This window comes from Hymenobacter sp. HD11105 (assembly GCF_054051685.1).
In genome coordinates this window covers 18481-40100 of sequence record NZ_JBSWBR010000005.1, presented here as the reverse complement: position 1 = coordinate 40100, position 21620 = coordinate 18481, and the positions used below count along the sequence as shown (strand labels likewise).

The window sequence follows — 21620 nt, the reverse complement described above, 5'->3', positions numbered from 1 at the left end:
GAGAGGTCATGACAACCATTATGACCGCCATTTCAGTATTCTGTTATAGCTGCGCTGACACTTACGTATAAGTTAAGATAACAAGGCTTCTATCTTTGAGCACATCCGTACTTCCCGCCTCTTCACCCTATGAACATTGCTACTATACTCGGTCTGCTTGTGGCCGCTTACCTTATCGGCTCCATCCCCACGGCTTTGTGGGTAGGGAAGTGGTTTTTTGGTTTGGATATTCGGGAGCACGGTAGCGGTAACTCGGGCGCTACCAATACCTTTCGCGTACTGGGTAAGCGACCTGGCTCGGTCGTAATGGCCATTGATGTGCTGAAAGGCTGGGCGGCAACTTCGCTGGCTACAGTCATGCTGAACCGGGGGGCAATTCAGGCGGAGCACTTGCTATACTTCCAACTGGCGTGCGGCGTGCTGGCGGTAGTTGGCCATATCTATCCCATCTACGCGGGCTTTCGGGGCGGCAAGGGCGTGGCTACGGTGCTGGGCATGATGCTGGCCATTGCGCCGGGTACGGTGGGTGTGTGCATTCTGGTATTTCTAGCTGTGTTGCTGCTTTCTCGCTACGTGTCGCTCTCCTCTATGGCAGCGGGCGTCGCCTTCGCTCTTTTGCAACTGCTGCCCCCGTTTCGGCCGGATAATACGCTGCTATTAGTGTTCGGCTTCGTGCTGGCCGGTCTGCTGATTTATACTCATCGGGCTAACATTGGAAGACTTCGGGCTGGGACGGAGAGTAGGGTGCCGTTGTTTGGGCGCAAGTAGGTTTCTTGAATAATATCAACTACAACTTTTATGGGCTATCAATGCGTGTGTTGTGGGCAGATCCATGAAGGCTTGCCTGACATTGGTTCGGCTATGCCCTACATCTTATATGATATGCCAGAGGAGGAGCGAAAGGAAAGAGTACAATTAACGGCAGACACCTGCATCGTTGATGAAGAAGATTATTTTATTCGGGGAATAGTAGAAGTACCAGTTCACGGGCAGGAAGAAAGCTTTGGTTTTGGAGTTTGGGTTAGCCAAAAAAAGGAGCATTTTCATCTATATCAGCAACATCCAAATTCTTCAGAAATTGGTCCCTTTTTTGGGTGGCTTTGCACAGAAATCAAATCTTTCCCTTTTACCATCAGCTTGAAAACTATGGCGCATTTCCAAGGGCAGGGATTGCGGCCCTCCATCGAGTTGGAGCCTACTGAGCACCCCTTTGCCATAGCTCAACGCGAAGGAATTAGTTTGAATAGCGCGTGGGAAATAGTACATGAGTACTTGGCAAAGAGTATCAATAGATAACGAGGGCGAGATGCTGATTGTGGGCGGGGTATATAACCTGACCACGGGTAAAGTGGAGTTTTTGCTCGAGACATTGAAAGATTTGCCCGAATTCCGCGTATCAACGATTAAATGAGAACACAACATCACTTTATACTAAAGCGTCTGGCCCTCTGGGCTGGGCGCTGCGTTTTTGCCAGCCTGCTGCTGGCCGGCCCGGCAATGGGCCAAAATACCCGCCTTAATGACCGCAACACCATCGGCTGGTTTACCAATTTCAGCACGCTGCGCCTGACTGACCGTTGGAGCGGCCATTTCGAGTACCAGTTTCGCCGCGATGAGCTGGTCCTCAACTGGCAGCAGAGTCTGCTGCGTACGGGCCTGAACTACCACGCTACCGATAATTTTACCCTGCGGCTGGGCTACGCCTGGATTGAAACCTTCCCGTACGGCGACTTTCCGCTCCAAGCCGCCGGGCGGCGCTTTCCTGAGCACCGGGTTTATCAAATGGCTACGCTTAGCAACCCGATGGGGCGCGTAGAAATCACGCATCGGTTTATGCTCGAGCAGCGGTGGGTGGGCCGCTTTCTGAGCCCCAACAGCCCCCGCCCCGACGAAACCGTGTATCTGAACCGAGCCCGCTATATGCTGCGTCTGCAAGTGCCGCTCGGTCAGCCTTCACCTAAGGAACGCCAGGCCTACCTAGCCACCTACGACGAGGTATTTCTGGGCTTCGGCCGCAATGTGGGCGAAAATGTGTTCGACCAGAATCGTCTTGGAATATTGCTGGGCTACCGCTTCAGCCCTGCATTTCGATTGGAAGGCGGATTTTTACAGCAGATCGTGCAATTACCTCGTGAAATTGAAGGCCGCAACGTGTTTCAATACAACAATGGTTTCATTGTCAACACTATCGTGAACCTGGACATCCGCCGCAAGTAAGTCGGAGGGCAGACTTAAGGGTTGAGACATAAGAAGGGAAGGAGGCAGATGGAAGCCAGGCGAGCAGCTGCAAAAACTCTTCGTAGCGGGTGAGGCAATCGTTGTTACTTTTACTTCGCATTCCCAATCAATCTCACCACCCATGCCCACTTACCTCGATCAAAACAAAGAGCGTTTCCTCACTGAGCTGCTCGACTGGCTTCGTATTCCATCCGTTTCCGCCGATCCCAAGTTTCAGGGTGATGTGCTGAAGGCCGCTGACTTTCTCAAAACCCGACTTGAAGAAGCCGGTGTGGAGAATGTTGAGCTGTGCCAGACTGCCGGTTATCCCATCGTGTACGGCGACAAAATAGTTGACCCCAGCCTGCCCACGGTGCTCGTGTACGGCCACTATGATGTGCAGCCCGCCGACCCGTATGAGCTATGGACGTCTCCGCCTTTTGAGCCGGTAATCAAAGACGAGAAGATTTACGCCCGTGGCGCCTGCGACGATAAAGGCCAGGTGTACATGCACGTAAAAGCCTTCGAGATGATGAGCCAGGACGGTGGCGTGCCCTGCAACGTGAAGTTCATGATAGAGGGCGAGGAAGAGGTAGGCTCTAATAACCTCGGCATCTTCGTGAAGACCAACAAGGAGAAGCTGAAGGCCGATGTTATTTTAATCTCGGATACCGGCATGTTGTCTAATGATGTGCCCAGCATCGAAGTAGGCTTGCGCGGTTTGAGCTACCACGAGGTAGAAGTAACTGGCCCCAACCGCGACCTGCACTCTGGTATTTACGGCGGTGCAGTGCCCAACCCCATCAACGTGCTGTGCAAGATGATTGCCAGCCTGCACGACGAGAACAACCACATCACCGTAGCCGGCTTCTACGACAACGTAGATGAGCTAAGCGCCGATGAGCGCGCCGAAATGGCCAAAGCGCCGCATTCTGACGAGGATTTCAAGCAAAGCATTGGCCTGAAAGATATCTACGGCGAGAAAGGCTATAGCACCATCGAGCGCACCAGCATCCGGCCCACGCTGGACGTGAACGGCATTTGGGGTGGCTACACGGGCGAAGGCGCCAAAACGGTGATTGCCTCCAAGGCCTACGCCAAAATCTCGATGCGCTTAGTACCCCACCAGACCTCGGACGAAATCACCCAGAAGTTTCAGGAGCACTTCACGAAAATTGCCCCCCAGGGCGTCACGGTGAAGGTAACGCCTCACCACGGCGGTGAGCCCGTCGTTACGCCCACCGATTCGATAGCGTACCTGGCGGCGGCTAAAGCCATTGAAACCACCTACGGCAAAAAGCCAGTGCCCACGCGCGGCGGCGGTTCCATTCCGATTGTGGCCATGTTCAAGTCGGAGCTCGGGCTGGATTCGGTACTGCTCGGGTTTGGCCTCGATTCGGATGCCATTCACTCACCCAATGAACACTTCGGAGTATTCAACTTCCTCAAAGGAATTGAAACCATTCCGCACTTCTACCGCAACTACGCGGCCGCATCGGCTCAGTAAGGCGCCTATCTGTTGAAGTAAAAAGCCCCCCATATACTGCTGGGGGGCTTTTTTACTTCTTACGCTTATTAAAAAACCGGTAAGCGACATAAAACTGCAACGCCCCGTTGCGGGCTTGCAACTGCTCCGACTCGTCATTGCCAAACCCGACCCTTTTGAAAATGTTGGTGAGGCCGCCGTTGTAGCGCCAGCCTGCGCTGAGTCCGCCTGGGTCTTGGTAGCCAAAGCCAAAGGCATAGCCGTACTCAATCTCGCGGAAGGGGCCCTCTTCCACGCTCAAGGCATCTACGTTCTCAAGGTTACTTTTTACCGACAGTAGGCGCCCCATTTGGGGACCCGCTTCAAAGAAGATATCGGTAGTCGTGTAGCGCAAGAGCACCAGTCCATCTAGGTATCGCAGCTCCGATAAGATGCTGGGCCCATACACCAGCGACTTGTCGCCCTTAATGATGTACAATCCTTCCGACTGCAACGAAAACCGCTCGCCTACGCCTAGGTTTAGGGTAGCGCCCCCGTGGTAGCCCACGCGCAACTTGCTATCCACTATATCCTTGCCGACGCCGCTGCTCAGGCTTCCCCCCACTTTAAGGCCCGGCCGCAGACGCACGAGCTGCCCATAGCTAGTAGTGCTAGCCAGTAGCAGCAGTATCAGGCCTAAAAAGAGGTGTTTCATACAATACGAAGGAAGCGCGTGAAGCTAGTAACGAAGCGGTAGGCAAAAGTAAGTACAGATGCGCCGGCTTTTTTCTTAACCATTATTAACCACAAAGAAGCCCGTTCTCCAAGTTAGAGAGCGGGCTTCTTTGTGGTTAATAGTGGTTTCTAGTTGCCACCGAAAACGTAGCCTAGCGAAAATTGAATTACTGAGTTGCGCGTCTTCTGCTCGTCAGTTTGATTTTCTCTAATAGGCGAGAGACCACCATTGTAGCGTACCGTCAGGCTAGGGCCGGAAGCAAACTGGTAGCCAACACCGGCCACATAACCAATATCAAATCGGTTGTAACCGTCAATATTATCAAACTCACTGGTCACACCAGCAATCTCCTGCTTATCTTTTTTTCCTACTAAATAGCCAAACTGCGGTCCGGCTTCAAAAATTAGCCCATCAGCATTGATACGCGCAAGCACTGGTAAATCAATGTAGTGAAGACGAGAGGTATATTTCTTACCATCTCCTTCCAAGCGTGAGCCTTTTTGGGAGTAAAGAAGCTCTGGCTGTAAGGAAAAGAAGCCATCGCTGCTTAAAGGAGCATTAATCGTAATACCACCGTGAGGAGCAATCAAGGATTTAAACTCAGCATCCTGTGCTTTTTCGATATTCTCTACGCCTTTGCCAGCATGGTTGGCTAGGTTAACGCCAGCTCTCAAGCCCAGTTTTACGCCTTGTGCATGGCTGAAAGAAGCAACACCAGCAGTTAGCAGAAGGGAAAGAAAAACCTTTTTCATTGGTTAAGAATAAAAATAAGATGGTTGACACGCTTCATACAGTCAAAAGCATGGATGCTATAGTTGTGCTTCATAACTATGCCAGATATTTAAATATTCTAATAAATAATAAAAAAAACACCTAACAGATAGAGTTAGGTGTTCTGTGTTAAGGATTTAGAAATTACTCTAACGGTTCGGAATCAAATAACCGAGCGAGAGTTGAAATACGGAGTTGCGAGCGTTGCGCAACTCGTCGTCGCGATAGCCATTTTTGGCAAAATCGGTGAAGGCACCGTTATAGCGCAGGCCGAGCAGCAGGCCAATGGGGCTTTGATAACCCAGGCCGGCCGCATAGCCTATTTCATTGCGTCGCACATTGTCCAAGTCGCGGTTATCGACGCGGGAGTACGTGGTGCCGTTGCTGAGACGGCGTTCTGAATTGTCCTTCACGCTCAGCAAGTAGCTGTACTGCGGGCCGGCCTCAAAGAAAAGCCCCCCAGCGTTGACCTTCAGCAGTACCGGCACATCAATGTAGTTGTAGGTCTGCTCGCCCTTGTAGGTGTACGTCTGGCCCAAAACGGTGAATGAGTCGTCGGCATACTTGTAGCCTTTTTGCGAGAACAGCACCTCCGGCTGAATAGAGAGGAAACCGTCGCCCACTAAGCCCACATTCAGCATCAAGCCGCCATGGAAGCCATACTTATTGTCATATACATCTTCGTTGGTTAAGTCACCAGAAAGGTTGGAAAGGTTAGCACCGCCCTTCACACCAAAGCGGATTCCTTGGGCGTAGGCGTCGGATGAAGCGAAGGCCGCAGCCGTAAGCATGCTGGCTAGTACAAATGCAGTTTTTTTCATAATGCAAATAGGTTAAGTATTGATAGTTTGTTAACGATAATTATTTATAAGTGTTTCATTATCAAATTAATGCAACATTAAAATGAGTTCTATGGCTATTCATAATTGCCATAAAAAAGCGGGTTGCCAGAATATGGCAACCCGCTCTAATAAGCTCAACTACAGACGACTATCGGGTCGGAATCAGGTAGCCCAACTGTAGGGTAAAAGCGTTGTTAAATGCTTTTGGCTCGTTGTCCTGATCTTTGGTGTCAATCAGCGAGTTGAAGCCGCGCGCATAGCGCAGGCCTAAGCTGATGCCGCCTTCGGTCATGTAGCCGATACCAGCAACACCGCTAATATCAAACTGCGCCAAGTCAGACTTGTAAGCGTCATCGCGGCTGATGCCGGTGTAGTCAAGGAAATTGCCGTTGTTCTCTACTTTGTCCTTGTCGCCGTTGGTAAACTTAGTGGTGGTCTGGCTCTTGTTCTTCGAACCGAACAAGTAGCTCACCTGTGGGCCAAGCTCGAAGAAAAGCCCCCCAGCGTTGATTTTAGCCAACAATGGCACGTCTAGGTAGTGCAACACGCGCTGCTGCTCCACTTCCAGCTTCTCAATGCCAGCGCCCGGGTTTTTCTGGGTCGAGCTGATTTCGTAGCCTTTGCGGTTGTACAGCAACTCGGGAGCGAAGGAGAAGAAGCCATCGGAGCTAACCGGGATGCTCAGCGATACACCGGCGTTGTAGCCAAACTTGTAATCGCCAAAATCACCGCTATAGCCCGCGCCCGTAATCTGCTCTACGTTATCACCGCTAATGTTAGAGTAAGTGGCACCGGCTTTTAAGCCAATGCGAAAGCCGCCCGGGTCCTGAGCTTGGGCGACGGAAGCCGTCAAAAGGCCTAGAGCTAGTACTGCAAACTTTTTCATAAAAAAGGTAAAAATGGTTTTGGTAAGACTCTGTAAATCCGATACTAAGCTCGGTTCAACAAACGATTGTCAGGGCCTCATACCGTAAAATGGAGAGTAAAAGTTGCGGCTCAGGAGGTATTTAATATTGAAGCAGCACCGTTGCGGCGTCTGCCAGAGAGCTATTGTTTCCGCCAAGTACAAAGTGCTCAAGTGCTTAGTCGCACGAGGCTAGACAGCATGTTTCCATCGGGTTGTGCCACAGGTTTTATTACTTTTGGGCTGCGACGTGCTGCTCTATGGTTATTTTTGGTCGATTGAATTTTGGTCGTATTGTTTTATTTGCCTGCGCCGCACTAGGCTTTTGTCGTCCGTTGGCGCGCGCGCAAGCAACGAACGCGGACGGGCAGACCCGCTCGCCGCTGATTTTGGGGGCTTACGTGCAAGGCGGATTTATCATTGCCCATACGCCGCGGGTAGCTCACCTAGTAACGGCCCACCCAACGGGATTTGAGATAAATGCGCAGCGCCAAACCACCGGAAATGCCCCCTGGCACGCTTGGTACCGCTACCCAAAAGTGGGCGTGGCCTTCATCTACTACGACTACCACAATCCGGTGCTGGGCAAGTCGTATGCGGCTACGGTATACCTGAATAAGGCGTTTCTGCGCACGGCGCGGCACGAGCTGAACTTGCGCATGGGTACCGGCTTGGGCTATTTCACCAATGGCTTCAATCAAGAAACTAACCATAAGAATCTGATTGTCAGTTCGCGCCTGAATGCCACGCTACAGCTACGGGCCGAATACGATGTGGCCATTTCGGAGCACTTGGGCTTGTTGGTGGGTGTGGGGCTCAACCATTATTCCAACGGCGCTACCACCAAGCCTAACTTGGGTATTAATATCCCGACGGTGATGCTGGGCCTGAATTATCATCAGCAGCGTCCATTTCGGCCTAAAGCTGAGGTGCCCGGCTACCAACCCGAAGATATTGGTCGCAACTTCTGGAACATAAGCGCTACGGCTGGCTACAAGCAGCGCAACGAGTCGAACCGGCAGAAGTATCTGGTCAATTCTGCCACGGTGCTGGTCGGCCGACGCGTGAACCGCAAGAGCAACTTAGTAGCAGGCGCAGAGGGCTTTTACGACCGGGGCCTACTGGCTGAGCAGCGCGACACAACCCGCAATGGCGAGGCCTTAATTGACGTAAAAAAAGCCGGCGTGTTCGTCGGTCACGACCTGCTGTTCGGGCGCATGTCCGTGGTTACGCACCTGGGCATTTATGTGTATAACCCATACAAATCCAATAGCTTTTACTACGAGCGTATCGGTTTGAAATACCACTTTACCGAGCAGCTTTTCGGCTCCGTAGACTTAAAGGTGCATCGCGGCGCTGCCGACGTAATCGAGTGGCGACTAGGCATAAAGCTGTAAGCATTTTCGCAGCACTGGACCCTGGCCTACAGGGCAATTGCTGCACAACCATATATCGGGGTTTGTGGGCGCTTATATAGCGGCCGTATCGGCGTTTTCGGCCACCAGCCTCACGTTCATTCCTGCTCCCTGGAATTTTCTGTGGCCCACGCTAGTCATGGTGCCACCGCTCATCTGGGTGCAGCGCCGCTACAAAGCTAAGTTTGACCAAGGGCGGCGCCTTGAACAGCTCTTGGAGGTACGTCTGCAAATCCAAGTGCCGACGCCAGAGCGCCAACAGCTAGAGAGCAACACCGCCTTATAAGTCGCTTTTCTGCACCAACGCTTGATTGATGCGCTTCACCAGCGCCGGGCCCTCGTAGATAAAGCCTGTGTAAAGCTGCACCAGCGCCGCACCAGCAGCGAGCTTCTCCTGAGCGTCGGCGGCCGAAAAAATGCCCCCCACACCCATAATAGGAAACTGCCCATCCGATTTTTGGTGCAGATACCGAATTACCTCCGTGGCGCGCTGGCGCAGTGGACGCCCGCTTAAGCCGCCCGCACCTAGCTGCTGCACCCGCTGGGGGGCAATTTGCAAGCCTTCCCGACTAATGGTAGTGTTGGTAGCTACCAAGCCGCTGAGCTGCGTTTCCCGCGCGATAAGCAGGATGTCGTCGAGCTGACCGTCGGTCAGGTCGGGCGCGATTTTGAGCAGGAGAGGCTTGGGCGTAGGGCGGGCCTGGTTGCGGGCCTGCACTTGCTGCAACAAGTCAATGAGTGGCCCTTTTTCCTGGAGCTGACGAAGGTTAGGCGTATTGGGCGAACTGACGTTGACCACGAAATAGTCAACTACATCAAACAGCGCGTCGAAACATGCTACATAGTCGGCTCCGGCTTGCTCGTTCGGCGTGTCTTTGTTCTTACCAATGTTGCCGCCAATAATCATGGACGAGCGGCGCTGGCGCAGCCGGGCCACCACGGCTTCGGCGCCTTCATTGTTGAAGCCCATGCGGTTAATCAGGGCCGCGTCGGCAGGCAGTCGAAACAGGCGTGGAGTCGGATTACCTGGTTGGGGCCGCGGGGTAACAGTTCCTATTTCTACAAAGCTAAAACCCAGGGCCGCTAGCTCGTCGGTGAGGTCGGCGTTTTTGTCGAAGCCGGCCGCTAAGCCCACGGGGTTTTTGAATTTCAACCCAAAAACCTCCCTTTCCAGGCTAGGGTGATGAAAATCGTAGAGGCCACGCAGCAGGGCCGCCGTGCCGGGCAGGCGGTAGCCGCGCTTGAGGTTATCAAAAACAAAGTGATGCGCGCGCTCCGCGTCGAGCTGAAAAAGGAGAGGTTTGACGAAGCGCTTATACATTTAACAATTATCAATTAACATTTAGCAACTTAGCTACGGGCGTTGAGCAGGGCAACCAGTTGACGGGCACTATTAAATGAAATCATCCGGCCCAGCCTTCCCGGTCCAGGCTTCGGTATTGAATGGCTTCGGCTAAGTGTTCAATGCGAATCTCCTCTGTGCCGGCCAGATCGGCGATGGTGCGGGCTACTTTCAATATGCGGTCGTAGGCGCGGGCCGAAAGGCCAAGCCGTTCCATAGCCGTCTTCAGCAAAGCTCGCCCGGCTGTGTTAATCTGGCAAATATCCTTGACCATTTGCGAAGGCATCATGGCGTTGGAGTGAATGTCGGGGAAGTCTTTGAAGCGGGCGTTTTGCACGGCGCGGGCCTTCTCTACGCGCTGCTGAATATCGGCGCTGCTCTCTGACTTGCGGGTTTCCGTCATCTGGTCGAAGGTAACGGGCGTCACCTCCACGTGCAAGTCAATTCGGTCCAGCAGCGGCCCACTTACTTTGTTGAGGTAGCGTTGTACCACGCCGGGGCCGCAAACGCACTCTTTCTCTGGGTGATTATAGTAACCGCACGGGCAGGGGTTCATGCTGGCGATAAGCATGAAGTTGGCTGGAAACTCGATGCTCACCTTAGCCCGCGAAATGGTTACTCGACGCTCTTCCAAAGGCTGACGCATCACTTCCAGCACCGTGCGTTTAAACTCCGGCAACTCATCCAGAAACAGAACCCCATTGTGCGAGAGCGAGATTTCGCCCGGTTGCGGGTTGCCGCCACCACCTACCAGTGCTACATCCGAAATGGTATGGTGAGGCGACCGAAATGGCCGCGTAGTAAGCAAGGAAGCATTCGAACCAAGCTTACCGGCTACCGAGTGAATCTTGGTGGTTTCCAGCGCTTCCTGCATCGATAGCATAGGCAGGATGCTGGGCAGGCGCTTGGCTAGCATCGTTTTGCCCGCCCCGGGTGGGCCAATCATAATGGCATTATGCCCCCCAGCGGCCGCTATTTCTAGGGCGCGCTTGATATTTTCCTGGCCCTGCACATCAGCGAAATCGGCGGTGTACTGGTTGACGGTGTGCTGAAATACGTCGCGGGTGTCAATGCGTAGGGGGGCAATTTCCAAGCGACCCTCAAAGAAGTCGATGGCCTGCTGCATGCTGTCCACCGGAATCACATCCAGGTTGTTCACGATGGCGGCTTCCTGGGCGTTTTCGCGAGGGAGAATAAAGCCTTTAAAGCCCTCTTTACGGGCCTGAATAGCAATGGGCAGTACACCTCGAATAGGCCGCAGACTGCCATCAAGGGCCAACTCGCCCATGATGATATAATCGCCTAGCTGTTCGGTATTTAGTTGCTGAGAAGCGTGCAGAATGCCCAGGGCAATGGGCAAGTCATAGGCTGAGCCTTCCTTGCGCACGTCGGCGGGGGCCATATTTACTACCACCTTAGTGCGCGGCATCTTATACCCTCGAAACTTCAGCGCCGCCTCAATCCGCTGCTGGCTTTCCTTAATAGCATTATCGGCCAAGCCGACTACATAAAATAGCGTTCCCTGCGTTACAACTACCTCAATTGTAATGGTATTGGCATTAACTCCCTGCACGGCTGAGCCGTAGGTTTTGGTAAGCATTGATGCTAAGAAAATAGTATAGGTTGAAAGCTGGATCAAAGATAGAAACGAAAAAGCCGGCTTAACTGGAAAGCAGCGTTTTTAAGTCGGCTACTTGCACTTACATTAAGTGATACTCACGCTTGAGGCAAGATGATCTTAGCAGCCTCGAAAATCTCGTGACTGCGAGATGGGCTATAGGAAAATGCTGAAAACAAAGCGTGTGGAAGCTATTAAAGTCATAGATAACGAGCGCTTGCCCTAGTTTTTGCTAGAAACAAGTTTTATCATACCACGCTTAAACTGATTTAACACCAAGCTGGCTGAAGGTCTTATAGGCTTATTGGCTCAATTATTGGGTTATCTCTATGTCTTAATAAAATGGTACGATTCTAATAATTATTTTCCAGGAATCGGCTGAATTATATCACTGTTATTTCTAGCCAACGTGTTCTTGAAAAGAAACTTACTCTTAGCAGCTACACCCATTGTGCTAATACTGGCAGCACTAGAACTAGCGCCAACTGCTCTTCCTTATACCATTGATACGAGCAGCTTAGTGATGCCAGCTAGCGAATGGACACTAAGCCGTGCTCAAAATGGCAACTTGATTTCTACGCTAAAGGATAATCGGACAGGACGACTAAGTGCCTTTTCCGCTTCTGTATTTCAAAGAGGCTATCAAGCTGACTTTCAGCTAAATCCTAAGATATATCACCAGCCTCAGCTGACCAAAGGGGATACGGTAGCCAGCATGTACTCCAACCAAGACCAGGAGCGGCTGGTACAGTTGCAGGGCGAACTAGCTGTGCAGCAAGCCGAATTAGAGCTTATCAACTCCGGCCAAAAGTCTGCGGACGTTGAAGGGGTGGCAAACCAGCTGGCGTTGGCCAAGCAGGAGTTAGCAACCCAGCGCACGCTAACTCAACGCACCGAGGCCCTTCATCAGGACTCGTTGACGTCTCAGCAGGACTATGAGCTTGCAGTTAATATGCTCCGGGTGCGCGAATTGAATGTGCGCATGATTGAGGCTGGGTATAAGTCGGCCACTACGGGGGGCAAACCGGAGCAAGTCCGGGTTATTCGTACGCGCATCAATTCACTTGAGCAGCAAATTCAACAAATCAAGCACAGCCTGAAGGAGTTGACGGTGGTAACGCCGGTTTCGGGAACCGTGCTACTGCAAAAAGCGGCGGCAAATCCAACGGAGGAAGTATTGGTGTCCGTGGCTGATAATTCGGCCTACGTGGTGTTGCTGCCTGTGAATTACCTGGAAAAAAACTACGTCCAGGTGGAGCAGAAAATAGAGGTAGCAATTACGGGAACGACTCAAACTGCCATTGGCAGAATAATCGGTATAGACAACACGGTCCAGATTGTCGATGGTCGGCAAGCCTTCTTTGTTACGGCTCTAATCGAGGATAAGAGCGCTCCTCTGGTTCCGGGAATGGTGGTCAGAACGACTATTTCGTGCCAACCGATCTCTATAAAGGGCCACGTAGCGCGCACCATGGAGTCGATGCTCCTGTACTAAGCGCCAGCTCATATCCCCTTTCTTATTCTAGTTTGAATACTGCTCACCGCTGAGCTTTACCTTTTATGCAGCAGGACGTTAAGGCGATTTTTGATTTTACTATCACGGTGCGGGAGGTACTGGGCAACACGCTATGGGCTATGCTATGCGGTTTGCTGATCTCCTTTTTCTACATCATTGCTTTTCGGAAGGGCGGGTACTCCGTAAATCTGATCAGATCCATCGTGATGCTGACCATGATTACTGCTTTTGTAATGATGGTAGTGGGGGATAATCTAGCGCAGGCGTTTAGCATGGTGGGCATTTTATCCATCATCCGATTCCGGACGGCTACGAAAGCAGCGCAGGACTTCATGTTCCTTTTCTTCGCTTTAGCCATTGGTTTGGCCTGCGGAGAAGGCTTGTATTCAGTGGCGCTGGTTGGGTGCTTGCTCATTGGAGTAGTGACCATTGCCATGGCTCGGGGCTTTGCCAATACCCGGCAGGAAGACTTCGTGCTGACCATTATTCGCAAAGCTGAGTTGAGCAACGGAAGTGACTACACGCCTATTCTAGAGACCTTTTGCAAGCGCTTCAAGATGGTGAGCACTCAGTCATCCCAATTGAAAAAGGGCTCGCTTACGCAGTTCTCCTACACGGCCCACTTAAAGTCTGATGATAACAGTCAAGGACTGCTTGATGCCTTAAAGGGATTGGAAGGTGTCAAACAGGTTACACTGGCCTTACAAGAGTAGTCTCATGCGCCGCAACTCGATGACTACGCTGGTACCACGTCTCAGAAGTAGCTGGACACGTCTTGTTTGCCCGATAAAATTTGGGACCGCTATCATGTGTCTTTTGTGGGGCCACACTGCTTCAGCTCAGAAAGTATGGACGCTAGATGAGTGCCTGTCCTTTGCACAAACCCACAACCTGCAAGTGCAACAAGCTAGCCTGCTCCAGGACAAAAGCCTTGTGCAGCTCGACGCGGCCAAAAACTCCTTCCTGCCTACCGTCAACGCGCGGGTGCGCTCCAATGGTAATTGGGGCTTTCTGATCGATCCATCCACAAACGAGCTATCCGATCAATTCAATTTTGGCAATCAGGCGGCCATAAACTTCAATCTAAACTTGTTCGATGGTTTTGCAACTGCTTCTCAAGTAAAGCTGCGCCGTCAGCAGGTTGCAGCAGCAGGGTACGTGCATCAGATTAGTACGAACACGATTTCTCTGGAAGTTATATACTCGTTTTTGCAGGTTGTGCTCGGGCAAGAGCAGCTAGCTAATTCCAAACTGCGGGCTGCTTATTTAGCTGAGCAGCAGCGGAAAGTGAAAGCGCAGGTAGAGAAAGGAGTTCTCAACAAAAGAGATTTGTTGAACTTACAGTCGCAGGTAGCGGCGGAGGACCTGCTAACCGTTTACGCTGAGAATAGCGTAGAGCAAGCTTTGTTTAGTTTAAAACAGATTATTGGCTTACCCTTCACGGAAGATATAGCTGTGAAGCCCGTCGAAATTGCCGACCAGTGGCTGACAACAGAGCTGTCAGGTGATGAGGTACTGGCTACTGCGGCTACAACACTTCCCGATTTGAAGGCGGCTCAAGCCAGAATTGAGGCCGCGCACCATAATTGGCAATTGGGTCGAGCGGCGTATAAGCCCGTATTGGCGCTCACAGCTCAGGTAGCAACGCGTACATCGAACTACAAACCTCAAGGTTTTGAGAACCAAGTGGTCGATAACCTGAACCGGCGCGTTGGCTTATCGTTGAATATGCCTCTTTTCAACCGCTTTCAGCTACAAAGCACCGACCAGCTGGCCAAGCTAGACATAGAGTCTGCCAAGCTAAACTACCAGCAAGTAGACCGGGAACTGAGCGGCAAAATCAGGAGTGCGCTATTAGCTTATAAAGCGGCAGCCAAAAAGTATCAGGCGTTGCAGCTACAGTATGGCGTAGTCGGCGAGGAGCATCGCTACGCGGCCAAAATGCTGGAATTAGGCGGTATTGATGCTGTAGAGTACAGCGTAACCCGAAGCCGGCTGATAACGGCGCAGTCAGAATTGGTGCAGGCTAAATACGACTGTTTTTTTAAGCAACAGATCGTAAGCTTTTACCAAGGCAAGCCGTTAGCTTTTTAATTGTAGGCCTACTGAAATTCCGCTTTCGAGTAAGCGCATAAAACCTACTGTGCGCAGAAGTGAGACCTTATTTCACTAGGTCTTCGATCAGCATAATCATAATATGGATGGCCTTGATATGGATTTCCTGAATCCTATCGGCAAAGCCAGAGTGAGGCGCCCGAATCTCGACATCGCAGAGGGCGGCTAATTGCCCCCCATCTTTGCCTGTGAGACCTACCACGCGCATACCGGCGGCTTTAGCGGCCTCAGCAGCACGCAACACATTGGGCGAATTGCCGCTGGTACTGATGGCGAGCAGCACATCGCCGGGGCGGCCTATGGCCTGTACAAACCGGCTAAATATGTGGTCGTAGCCGTAGTCATTGGCCACGCAACTCATGTGCGAGGCTTCGGTGATGGCAATTGCGCCCAGGGCCGGGCGGTCGTGGCGGTAGCGACCAGAAAGCTCCTCGGCAAAGTGCTGGGCATCGCAGAGGGAGCCACCATTGCCGCAGCTCAGAATTTTGCCCCCCAAGCGCAGGCTGTCAGCCATAAGGCGGGCAGCCTGCTCAATGTGGGTAATGTTAGCTGGATCAGCTAAAAAACGGTCGAGGACCGTGCGAGCCTCGGTAAGCTCGGCCTGAATGCGGTCAGTAAGCGAATCGGTCACTACTAGGGTTGAGAAGAGGGATATTGCGTGGGCCGCGGCGTCTCGAGGTCGGCGGCGGAAGCGGGAGGAACGTTGGAATGCGGTGGCGTCTCTACCACATTAGGGTTAGTTGTGGGGGGCAAATTTGTACCCGAAGTAGGCGTAGGATCAGCGGGCACTACATACACGGGATCGAGGCGCGTAGTGGTTGTGGTGGTAGTAGGCGTTGGGTTTGGTGCTGGGGTTGAAGTAACAACGGGCGCAGCTGGGGCAACGGGAGTGTCAGCTACTACTGAGCGAGTAGCGGTAGCTGGCGCAACGGGGGCGGCCGTTGTTACCGGACGTTGTTGCAACTCCCGGTCACGTTGTTCCATCTGATGATCGTAGAGGCGAGCCTTTAGCTCATTCACTTTGCCAGTCTGACGGGTTACATCGCGCTGAAGAGCTACGTTGTAGAGATTCTCAACCAGCAGTTCCAGGGCCAGGAGCACAGCCCCAATGATGAACATGGTATTGTAAAACGTTGCCAAATCGTTATTCAACCCTACCGACGACATAATAAGGTCGCGGGAAGCCGGCGTGAGTATAAACAGCAGCGCCAGGAGCAGATACACCATGACGAGAACATTGACCAAACGTTTGAAGGCAAGCATAGTATGAAAAGCTAAGTGGAGAGATAAGTTGGGGTCGGACTACGCAGGAGCTCCAGCTGGAACTTGATGACGGGCTAAATATAGGCCTTTAACCATCCTCACTGCGAAGTGCAACCCCGACACCATTTTGCTAAACGCAAGCTGGGCGCCCACGGTTGGCTTTGAGCGCTTCTCTAAGCGTCTGGGGGGCATTTTTACAAACTTTGGCTGCCAAGGTGAGCGTAAAACGTCCCCAAAATTCTACACCAGCGCGCCGTTGGTTTGCAGCAGGTTAAGGCGCTGGTATAAACCGCCAGTGTGGGTCATCAGCTCCTCGTGAGTGCCGCGTTCCACGATGCGGCCGTGCTGGAGCACCACGATTTCGTCGGCGTGCTGCACAGTGCTCAGGCGATGGGCAATAACCAGCGAGGTCCGGCTTTGCATCAGCCGCGTGAGAGCCTCCTGCACTAGCTTTTCCGATTCGGTATCAAGTGCCGACGTGGCTTCGTCCAAGATCAAGATGGGCGGATTACGCAGAATGGCGCGGGCAATGCTCAGGCGTTGGCGCTGCCCACCTGACAGGCGCGAGCCCCGATCACCGATAAAGGTTTGGTAGCCCTGCGGCGTTTGCATGATAAACTCGTGGGCATTGGCAATTTTAGCCGCTTCAATTACTTGGGCCTCCGTGGCCTCGGTGTTGAAACGGATATTGTTGAAGATGGTGTCGTTAAACAGAATGCTTTCCTGCGTGACGATGCCCATCTGGTCGCGCACGGAATGGATGGTGCAGGTGCGCACATCATGGCCATCGATGAGAATTTGCCCCCCAGTGGGATCGTAGAAGCGCGGGAGTAGGTCGGCCAGAGTGGACTTACCGCCGCCCGATGGGCCCACTAGCGCCACCGTTTTACCCTTGGGAATGATGAGGTTGATGTCGCTAAGCACGGGCTGGTCGCCGTAGCTGAACTGCAGGTTGCGTAGCTCAATCTGGTGCTCGAAGGCAGGGAGCACGCGAGCATCAGGCAAGTCGCGAATGGCGGGTTCGGTGTCAACCACTTTCAGAATACGCTCACCGGCCACCAAGCCGCGCTGAATGTAGCTGAAGGCACTCGACAGCGCTTTAGCCGGCACCAGCACCTGCGAAAACAAGATCAGATAACCAATAAAGTCTGAGGCCGACAACTCCGACTCGCCCGAGAGCACCAGCGTGCCACCGTAATACAACAGCCCGGCAACCACGCCCACGCCCAAGAATTCGGATATCGGCGACGACAAATCCCGTGAATTAGCCATGGCGCGCAGGGTGCGGGCGTATTCGTTGTTCTGTTCCCGAAACTTGCCCATAATGTAGGGTTGGGCATTGAAGGCCTTGATAACCCGAATGCCCCCCAGCGTCTCGTCGATGACCGACAGCATGGAGCCCAGCGACTCCTGGCCTTCCTGCGCCTGCCGCTTCAGCCGCTTGGAAATGCCCGAAATCAGCAGCCCTGACACCGGCAGAATGAGTAGCGTAAACAGCGTCAGCTTCACCGACATATACAGCAGCAGCGCAAAGTAAGCCACGATATACAACGGGTCGCGGATGACACCCGTCAGCGTGTTTACCACCGAAGCTTCCACTTCCTGCACGTCGTTGGTGAGGCGCGACATCAGGTCGCCTTTGCGCTCATTGGAAAAGTAACCGAGCTGAAGCTGCGTAATCCGCTCGTACAGGGCGTAGCGCATATTCCGAATTACTCGGGCCCGGACGCGCGCCACAATGCGCAAACTCAGGTATTTAAAGAGGTTGCTTAGAAAAACCGATACGATCAGAATACCGCAGACAAAGCTTAGTGCGCCCATTTTGCCCCGCGCGGCTGTTACCTGGCTGAAGTAATACTCGAACGTTGTTTTGATGTAGTCGATGGACAGCGCGAAGGCTGGCGGCGCGCTGGGGGCGACGGTCGTATGCTCAGCGGTAGTGCCAAAAAGCACGTTGAGCAGGGGGATGATGAGGGTGAAATTGCAAAGCCCGAATATGATGCCTAGTACCGTGTATAAGAAATACAGCGGTATGAAGTTGGCAAATGGCCGTGCATAGCCCAGAATGCGAAGGTAAGTTTTCATGGAGGCCGCAAAGGTAAGGCATTCGCGGAGCGAAGTGATATGCGTGGAGCGCTAAGCTCGCGCTCGGGCACAAAGGTGATATTAGCCTACTACTTTTAGCAACAGCTTCTTCACCCAGCCATTGCGTGCCACGCCAAAGCCTGCATTCACTAGCCAAGGTTTAGTAGAGATAAACCGCATAAGACGGTAGCTGCGCGCCAGCTTTTTGCCGATCTGCTGATATACCTGCTGCTCGTACCACTTCATTTGAATGGCACTGAAGTCTTGCTGCGCGAAGCAGCGTTGAGCTTGCTGGGCGGCCAGTATTCCGCTTTGAATAGCTGTGTCAATGCCGTGGCCTTGCAATGGGTCAATGAGGGAAGCCGCGTCGCCGCAGAGCAGAAAGCGGGGGCCGCTAATCGGCCGAGATTTGCCCCCCAGCGGGAGCCCGAAGCCACTAACTTCACTGAGCTGCTGGGCTTGAGCAAACCGACTGGCTACTTTCGGGTGCTCGCGTGTAATAGCTAGTAGCACTTTTTTTAAATCCAGTTTCTGCGCCGCCACATCAGCCGAGAGCATACCGAAGCCAACATTATAGATGCCACCCCCCACGGGAAAAATCCAGAAGTAGCCCGCCAGATATTCGCGTAGAAAATAAAACTCGGTGGTCGTCTCGTCAGCGTCAGTTAGGCCCTGGAAGTAGGCGCGCACGGCTACGCATTGGTGGGCGCGGTCGAGGGGACGCTTTGTGAGCTTGCGGGCCGCCACCGAGTTGGCGCCGTCGCAGCCGATGAGTAGTTGGCAGGTGAGTGGCGCTTGCTCGTCGGCCGGCGTCAGCGTGACTTGCTCGGTACTGACACTAATGTCCTTAATCGGAAAATTAAGTTTGATTTCGGTTGGCGTATGAGCCTTAACCATCTCCAGCAAGCGTGCATCAAAGTGCAGGCGCGGGCTGTTGAAAGTTTTGATTTGCCAGCGCACGCTTATGTCGCCGCCATCGGGGGCAAACAGACGACTATCGCGGGTTTCGGCCTTGTGCGGCAGCGCGTATACTTCCTCGTACAAGGCGGGCGAAAGCTTGCGAATGGCTTTGAGCGCCAACCCAGGAATGGCATCGCCGCAGACTTTATCGCGCGGAAACTGATCTTTATCGACCAACGCCACCCGTAAACCGCTCTCCCGCAACGCCAAGGCGCAAGCCGTGCCCGCTGGCCCGGCCCCGAGAATAACGACGTCGTAGTGATTGGTCATAAAATCTGCCCCGGCGCCGAGCTATTAAAACTCGTGCAGACGCTGGGCAATGTTCCAGCGGAAAGATACTGACGGAAACACCGTGCTATTGGTCAAGTTATCGACGTCAGGGCTGGTGATGCGGCGCATGATGAGCTTGCCATCCAGCCACACGTTATGGCGGACTTGGTAAGTGGCCGTGAAATCGGTGTGAATAAGGTTGGTCTGGATACCGTCGCCCACCCGGAATTCATCGATGCGAACGTTGCCGTTTTCCTGAAGCGGGCGGCTGGTGTAAGGCAGGCGCACATTACCGCCATAGTTAACCAGAAAGCCATCTTCTCCGACAACATCGTTGCCCTGCACCGTGTAGAATCCTTTCGCTACCAGGTTCAGGCGAGGTAGTGGCTGGTAGCTGATAATGCCGAGCAGCTCGTACAAATTGCCCCCCATAGGATGGGCCAGCGGCTGATTATAGTGCTGGTAGTTGCGGTACTGATCGAGGTGCTGATAAGTGTAGGGCCGGATATAGTTGAACTCGCCCTGAATATCCAAGTTGCTGATACCCGCCACGTTCAGGTAGCGCCCGCCCAGCTGAAAAGATTGCTTGTTGCGCCATGAGCCTTGCCCAGCACGTACTTCACTGATGACAAACTCATCGAGCACCAACTGCCCATACAGTTGCAAGCGGCGCTTGATATTCCACTTAAAATCGAGGCCAAGCAGGGCGTTATCGTTCGAGCCGATGGCCTGCTCCACGGAGCGGTAGAAGATAATTGGGTTGAGGTACTGCAACTCGTAGCGGCCCTTGCCGCGCCCAAAGACTACCGACTCGAACACGCCCACGTTGAAATTAGGCGCCAGGTCGAGGCTGAGATGGTGAAGGGCGAAGTACTTCTTTTGATAAATGGTGTCTTGGTTGGCTTTTTCAGCCGTCATTTCCGCAAACAGGTTCTGGTAATTGAATTTCCAGATGCGGGTGTTTACCTTCAAAAACAGATAAGGCGCCGCGTAATCGGATAGAATAAGCGAGCGGTAGCCATTGCCGATTACATTACGGTCGTAGCCAAACTGTAAGTTAATATGTTTGGTGGCCGAATAAGTCAGGTAGCCGCGGCCCGAAAGGAAGTCATATTGGTCACCGGTGTTTTTATAGGGTTTCCAGAAGGCTTCGTGGGGCACAATATTGTCGCGTTGCACTCGCTGCTGCATGTATAACGGCGCGCCTATCTGGTTGTCGGCCAAGAAGGTATAGAAGCCCAGCTTATTGTCGATGGTGCCTTCTACCTGCACGCCCCGAGTATTGAGGTAGCGCAGACCGTCGCTGTCAGAGTCGCGGCCCAATCCGAGGTTGGCTACCGGGTTTACGCGCAAAGTAAAGCTAGGCGTCTCGACGTGATAAAAATCGGACTGCTTGCGGTAAAAGCGCCCTAAGACGGGCCGCTTGCTGGTATTAGCTACTGCACTCGCTTGGGTAAACTGCCAGTTGTCGCGCAGGAAATAGTCGGCATTGAAACGGTCAGCGCGGGAAATGCCTGCCGTGGTACTGTCGCGGCGAATGCGCTCGGCTAGGCGGGCCACACTGGCGCGGGTGTAAGGCCGCACCGCTGTATGCGGGTCGTTAAGCGAATCGGGACCGTAAATAATGGCGTAGCGGTCAATGAGGCGGTACACGTCGCTATCGAGGGGCACGTAGGTGGTACCCTGGACATCGCTTTGTGGCTGAACCGGAGCCACCGGTTTGGTGCGCGTGGTATCGTAGCGCAGATACGTGGGGCCCGCGGGGTCAACCTGGGCCATGCCCCGACCAGCTAACAAGCTCAGCGCAGTGAGCAATAGTACTTTTTTTCTCATAAATACAGTAAGAACCACACGGCCACTCTGACGCTCGGCTGGACAAAACTACGCACTTGGGGGGCAAATTTGCTTACTCACGAAAATCGGTCCGGCTTCTTTCGGCGTGTTTCGCCAAGTAGGGTTTTGCCAGCTTGCACAGCTATACAGGCGCATTATTCCTCATTTAAACTTGCCTGCTTGGCATCGTGCTGTTCAGCTGCCAGATACTAATAACGTCGTGAAGCGCAATGTCGTGTCCCTGCGTTTGATGCAGCTGTTCCATCTC

General features: G+C 53.0%; 20 protein-coding genes. 9 read left to right on the top strand and 11 right to left on the bottom strand.

Going from position 1 to position 21620, the window contains the following annotated elements:
- Positions 1-129: 129 nt before the first annotated feature.
- The 4 genes from plsY (at position 130) to ACW9KT_RS15880 (ending at position 3724) form a co-directional block, all read left to right on the top strand.
- Positions 130-768: a glycerol-3-phosphate 1-O-acyltransferase PlsY gene (plsY, locus tag ACW9KT_RS15895; RefSeq protein ID WP_457082127.1), complete on the top strand. Its 639-nt coding sequence runs from the start codon at positions 130-132 to the stop codon at positions 766-768.
- 30 nt (positions 769-798) lie between these two features.
- A complete protein-coding gene (locus ACW9KT_RS15890; RefSeq protein ID WP_457082125.1) occupies positions 799-1296 on the top strand; it encodes a DUF2199 domain-containing protein in 498 nt (165 codons plus the stop codon).
- Between the two features lie 111 nt (positions 1297-1407).
- Positions 1408-2217: a DUF2490 domain-containing protein gene (locus tag ACW9KT_RS15885; protein WP_457082123.1), complete on the top strand. Its 810-nt coding sequence runs from the start codon at positions 1408-1410 to the stop codon at positions 2215-2217.
- Between the two features lie 142 nt (positions 2218-2359).
- Positions 2360-3724 (top strand): dipeptidase, encoded by a 1365-nt coding sequence (locus ACW9KT_RS15880; protein ID WP_457082121.1) that lies wholly within the window; start codon positions 2360-2362, stop codon positions 3722-3724.
- A 52-nt stretch (positions 3725-3776) separates the two neighbouring features.
- On the opposite strand, the gene ACW9KT_RS15875 is transcribed toward ACW9KT_RS15880, so the two are convergent.
- From ACW9KT_RS15875 to ACW9KT_RS15860, 4 genes are all read right to left on the bottom strand, one after another.
- Positions 3777-4397, bottom strand: a complete 621-nt coding sequence (locus tag ACW9KT_RS15875) for a porin family protein (RefSeq protein WP_457082119.1) — start codon at positions 4395-4397, stop codon at positions 3777-3779.
- A 149-nt stretch (positions 4398-4546) separates the two neighbouring features.
- Positions 4547-5170 (bottom strand): porin family protein, encoded by a 624-nt coding sequence (locus tag ACW9KT_RS15870; RefSeq protein ID WP_457082117.1) that lies wholly within the window; start codon positions 5168-5170, stop codon positions 4547-4549.
- 168 nt (positions 5171-5338) lie between these two features.
- Positions 5339-6010, bottom strand: coding sequence for a porin family protein (locus ACW9KT_RS15865; RefSeq protein ID WP_457082116.1), 672 nt, complete (start codon positions 6008-6010; stop codon positions 5339-5341).
- A 169-nt stretch (positions 6011-6179) separates the two neighbouring features.
- Positions 6180-6917 (bottom strand): porin family protein, encoded by a 738-nt coding sequence (locus ACW9KT_RS15860; RefSeq protein WP_457082114.1) that lies wholly within the window; start codon positions 6915-6917, stop codon positions 6180-6182.
- 296 nt (positions 6918-7213) lie between these two features.
- Here ACW9KT_RS15860 and ACW9KT_RS15855 point away from each other — a divergent pair, with 296 nt between their 5' ends.
- Both ACW9KT_RS15855 and ACW9KT_RS15850 read left to right on the top strand, forming a co-directional pair.
- Positions 7214-8332 (top strand): acyloxyacyl hydrolase, encoded by a 1119-nt coding sequence (locus tag ACW9KT_RS15855; protein ID WP_457082112.1) that lies wholly within the window; start codon positions 7214-7216, stop codon positions 8330-8332.
- 37 nt (positions 8333-8369) lie between these two features.
- Positions 8370-8636, top strand: a complete 267-nt coding sequence (locus tag ACW9KT_RS15850) for a hypothetical protein (protein WP_457082110.1) — start codon at positions 8370-8372, stop codon at positions 8634-8636.
- Here the strand turns inward: ACW9KT_RS15850 and ACW9KT_RS15845 are convergent.
- Positions 8631-9671 carry a quinone-dependent dihydroorotate dehydrogenase gene (locus ACW9KT_RS15845; protein ID WP_457082108.1) on the bottom strand — a complete coding sequence of 347 codons (1041 nt, stop codon included), beginning with the start codon at positions 9669-9671 and terminating at the stop codon, positions 8631-8633. The two genes, ACW9KT_RS15850 and ACW9KT_RS15845, sit on opposite strands and share 6 nt — an antisense overlap.
- Before the next feature lie 82 nt (positions 9672-9753).
- The gene (locus ACW9KT_RS15840; protein WP_457082107.1) at positions 9754-11292 is read right to left on the bottom strand and encodes a YifB family Mg chelatase-like AAA ATPase; all 1539 of its coding nucleotides are present in this window, start codon (positions 11290-11292) and stop codon (positions 9754-9756) included.
- Positions 11293-11725: 433 nt separating this feature from the next.
- Here ACW9KT_RS15840 and ACW9KT_RS15835 point away from each other — a divergent pair, with 433 nt between their 5' ends.
- From ACW9KT_RS15835 to ACW9KT_RS15825, 3 genes are all read left to right on the top strand, one after another.
- Entirely contained in the window at positions 11726-12805 is a 1080-nt protein-coding gene (locus ACW9KT_RS15835; protein ID WP_457082105.1) for an HlyD family secretion protein, read from the top strand.
- A 65-nt stretch (positions 12806-12870) separates the two neighbouring features.
- Entirely contained in the window at positions 12871-13539 is a 669-nt protein-coding gene (locus ACW9KT_RS15830) for a DUF4956 domain-containing protein (protein WP_457082103.1), read from the top strand.
- Between the two features lie 94 nt (positions 13540-13633).
- Positions 13634-14920: a TolC family protein gene (locus tag ACW9KT_RS15825; protein ID WP_457082101.1), complete on the top strand. Its 1287-nt coding sequence runs from the start codon at positions 13634-13636 to the stop codon at positions 14918-14920.
- A gap of 67 nt (positions 14921-14987) precedes the next feature.
- Here the strand turns inward: ACW9KT_RS15825 and lpcA are convergent, their stop codons facing one another.
- The 5 genes from lpcA to ACW9KT_RS15800 all read right to left on the bottom strand — a co-directional run bounded on the left by lpcA (position 14988) and on the right by ACW9KT_RS15800 (position 21352).
- Positions 14988-15572 carry a D-sedoheptulose 7-phosphate isomerase gene (lpcA, locus tag ACW9KT_RS15820; protein WP_457082099.1) on the bottom strand — a complete coding sequence of 195 codons (585 nt, stop codon included), beginning with the start codon at positions 15570-15572 and terminating at the stop codon, positions 14988-14990.
- 2 nt (positions 15573-15574) lie between these two features.
- Positions 15575-16204 (bottom strand): hypothetical protein, encoded by a 630-nt coding sequence (locus ACW9KT_RS15815; protein ID WP_457082098.1) that lies wholly within the window; start codon positions 16202-16204, stop codon positions 15575-15577.
- A gap of 240 nt (positions 16205-16444) precedes the next feature.
- Positions 16445-18289, bottom strand: coding sequence for an ABC transporter ATP-binding protein (locus tag ACW9KT_RS15810; RefSeq protein WP_457082096.1), 1845 nt, complete (start codon positions 18287-18289; stop codon positions 16445-16447).
- An 81-nt stretch (positions 18290-18370) separates the two neighbouring features.
- The gene (locus ACW9KT_RS15805; RefSeq protein WP_457082094.1) at positions 18371-19519 is read right to left on the bottom strand and encodes an NAD(P)/FAD-dependent oxidoreductase; all 1149 of its coding nucleotides are present in this window, start codon (positions 19517-19519) and stop codon (positions 18371-18373) included.
- 24 nt (positions 19520-19543) lie between these two features.
- The gene (locus ACW9KT_RS15800) at positions 19544-21352 is read right to left on the bottom strand and encodes a hypothetical protein (protein WP_457082092.1); all 1809 of its coding nucleotides are present in this window, start codon (positions 21350-21352) and stop codon (positions 19544-19546) included.
- Positions 21353-21620 lie beyond the last annotated feature (268 nt).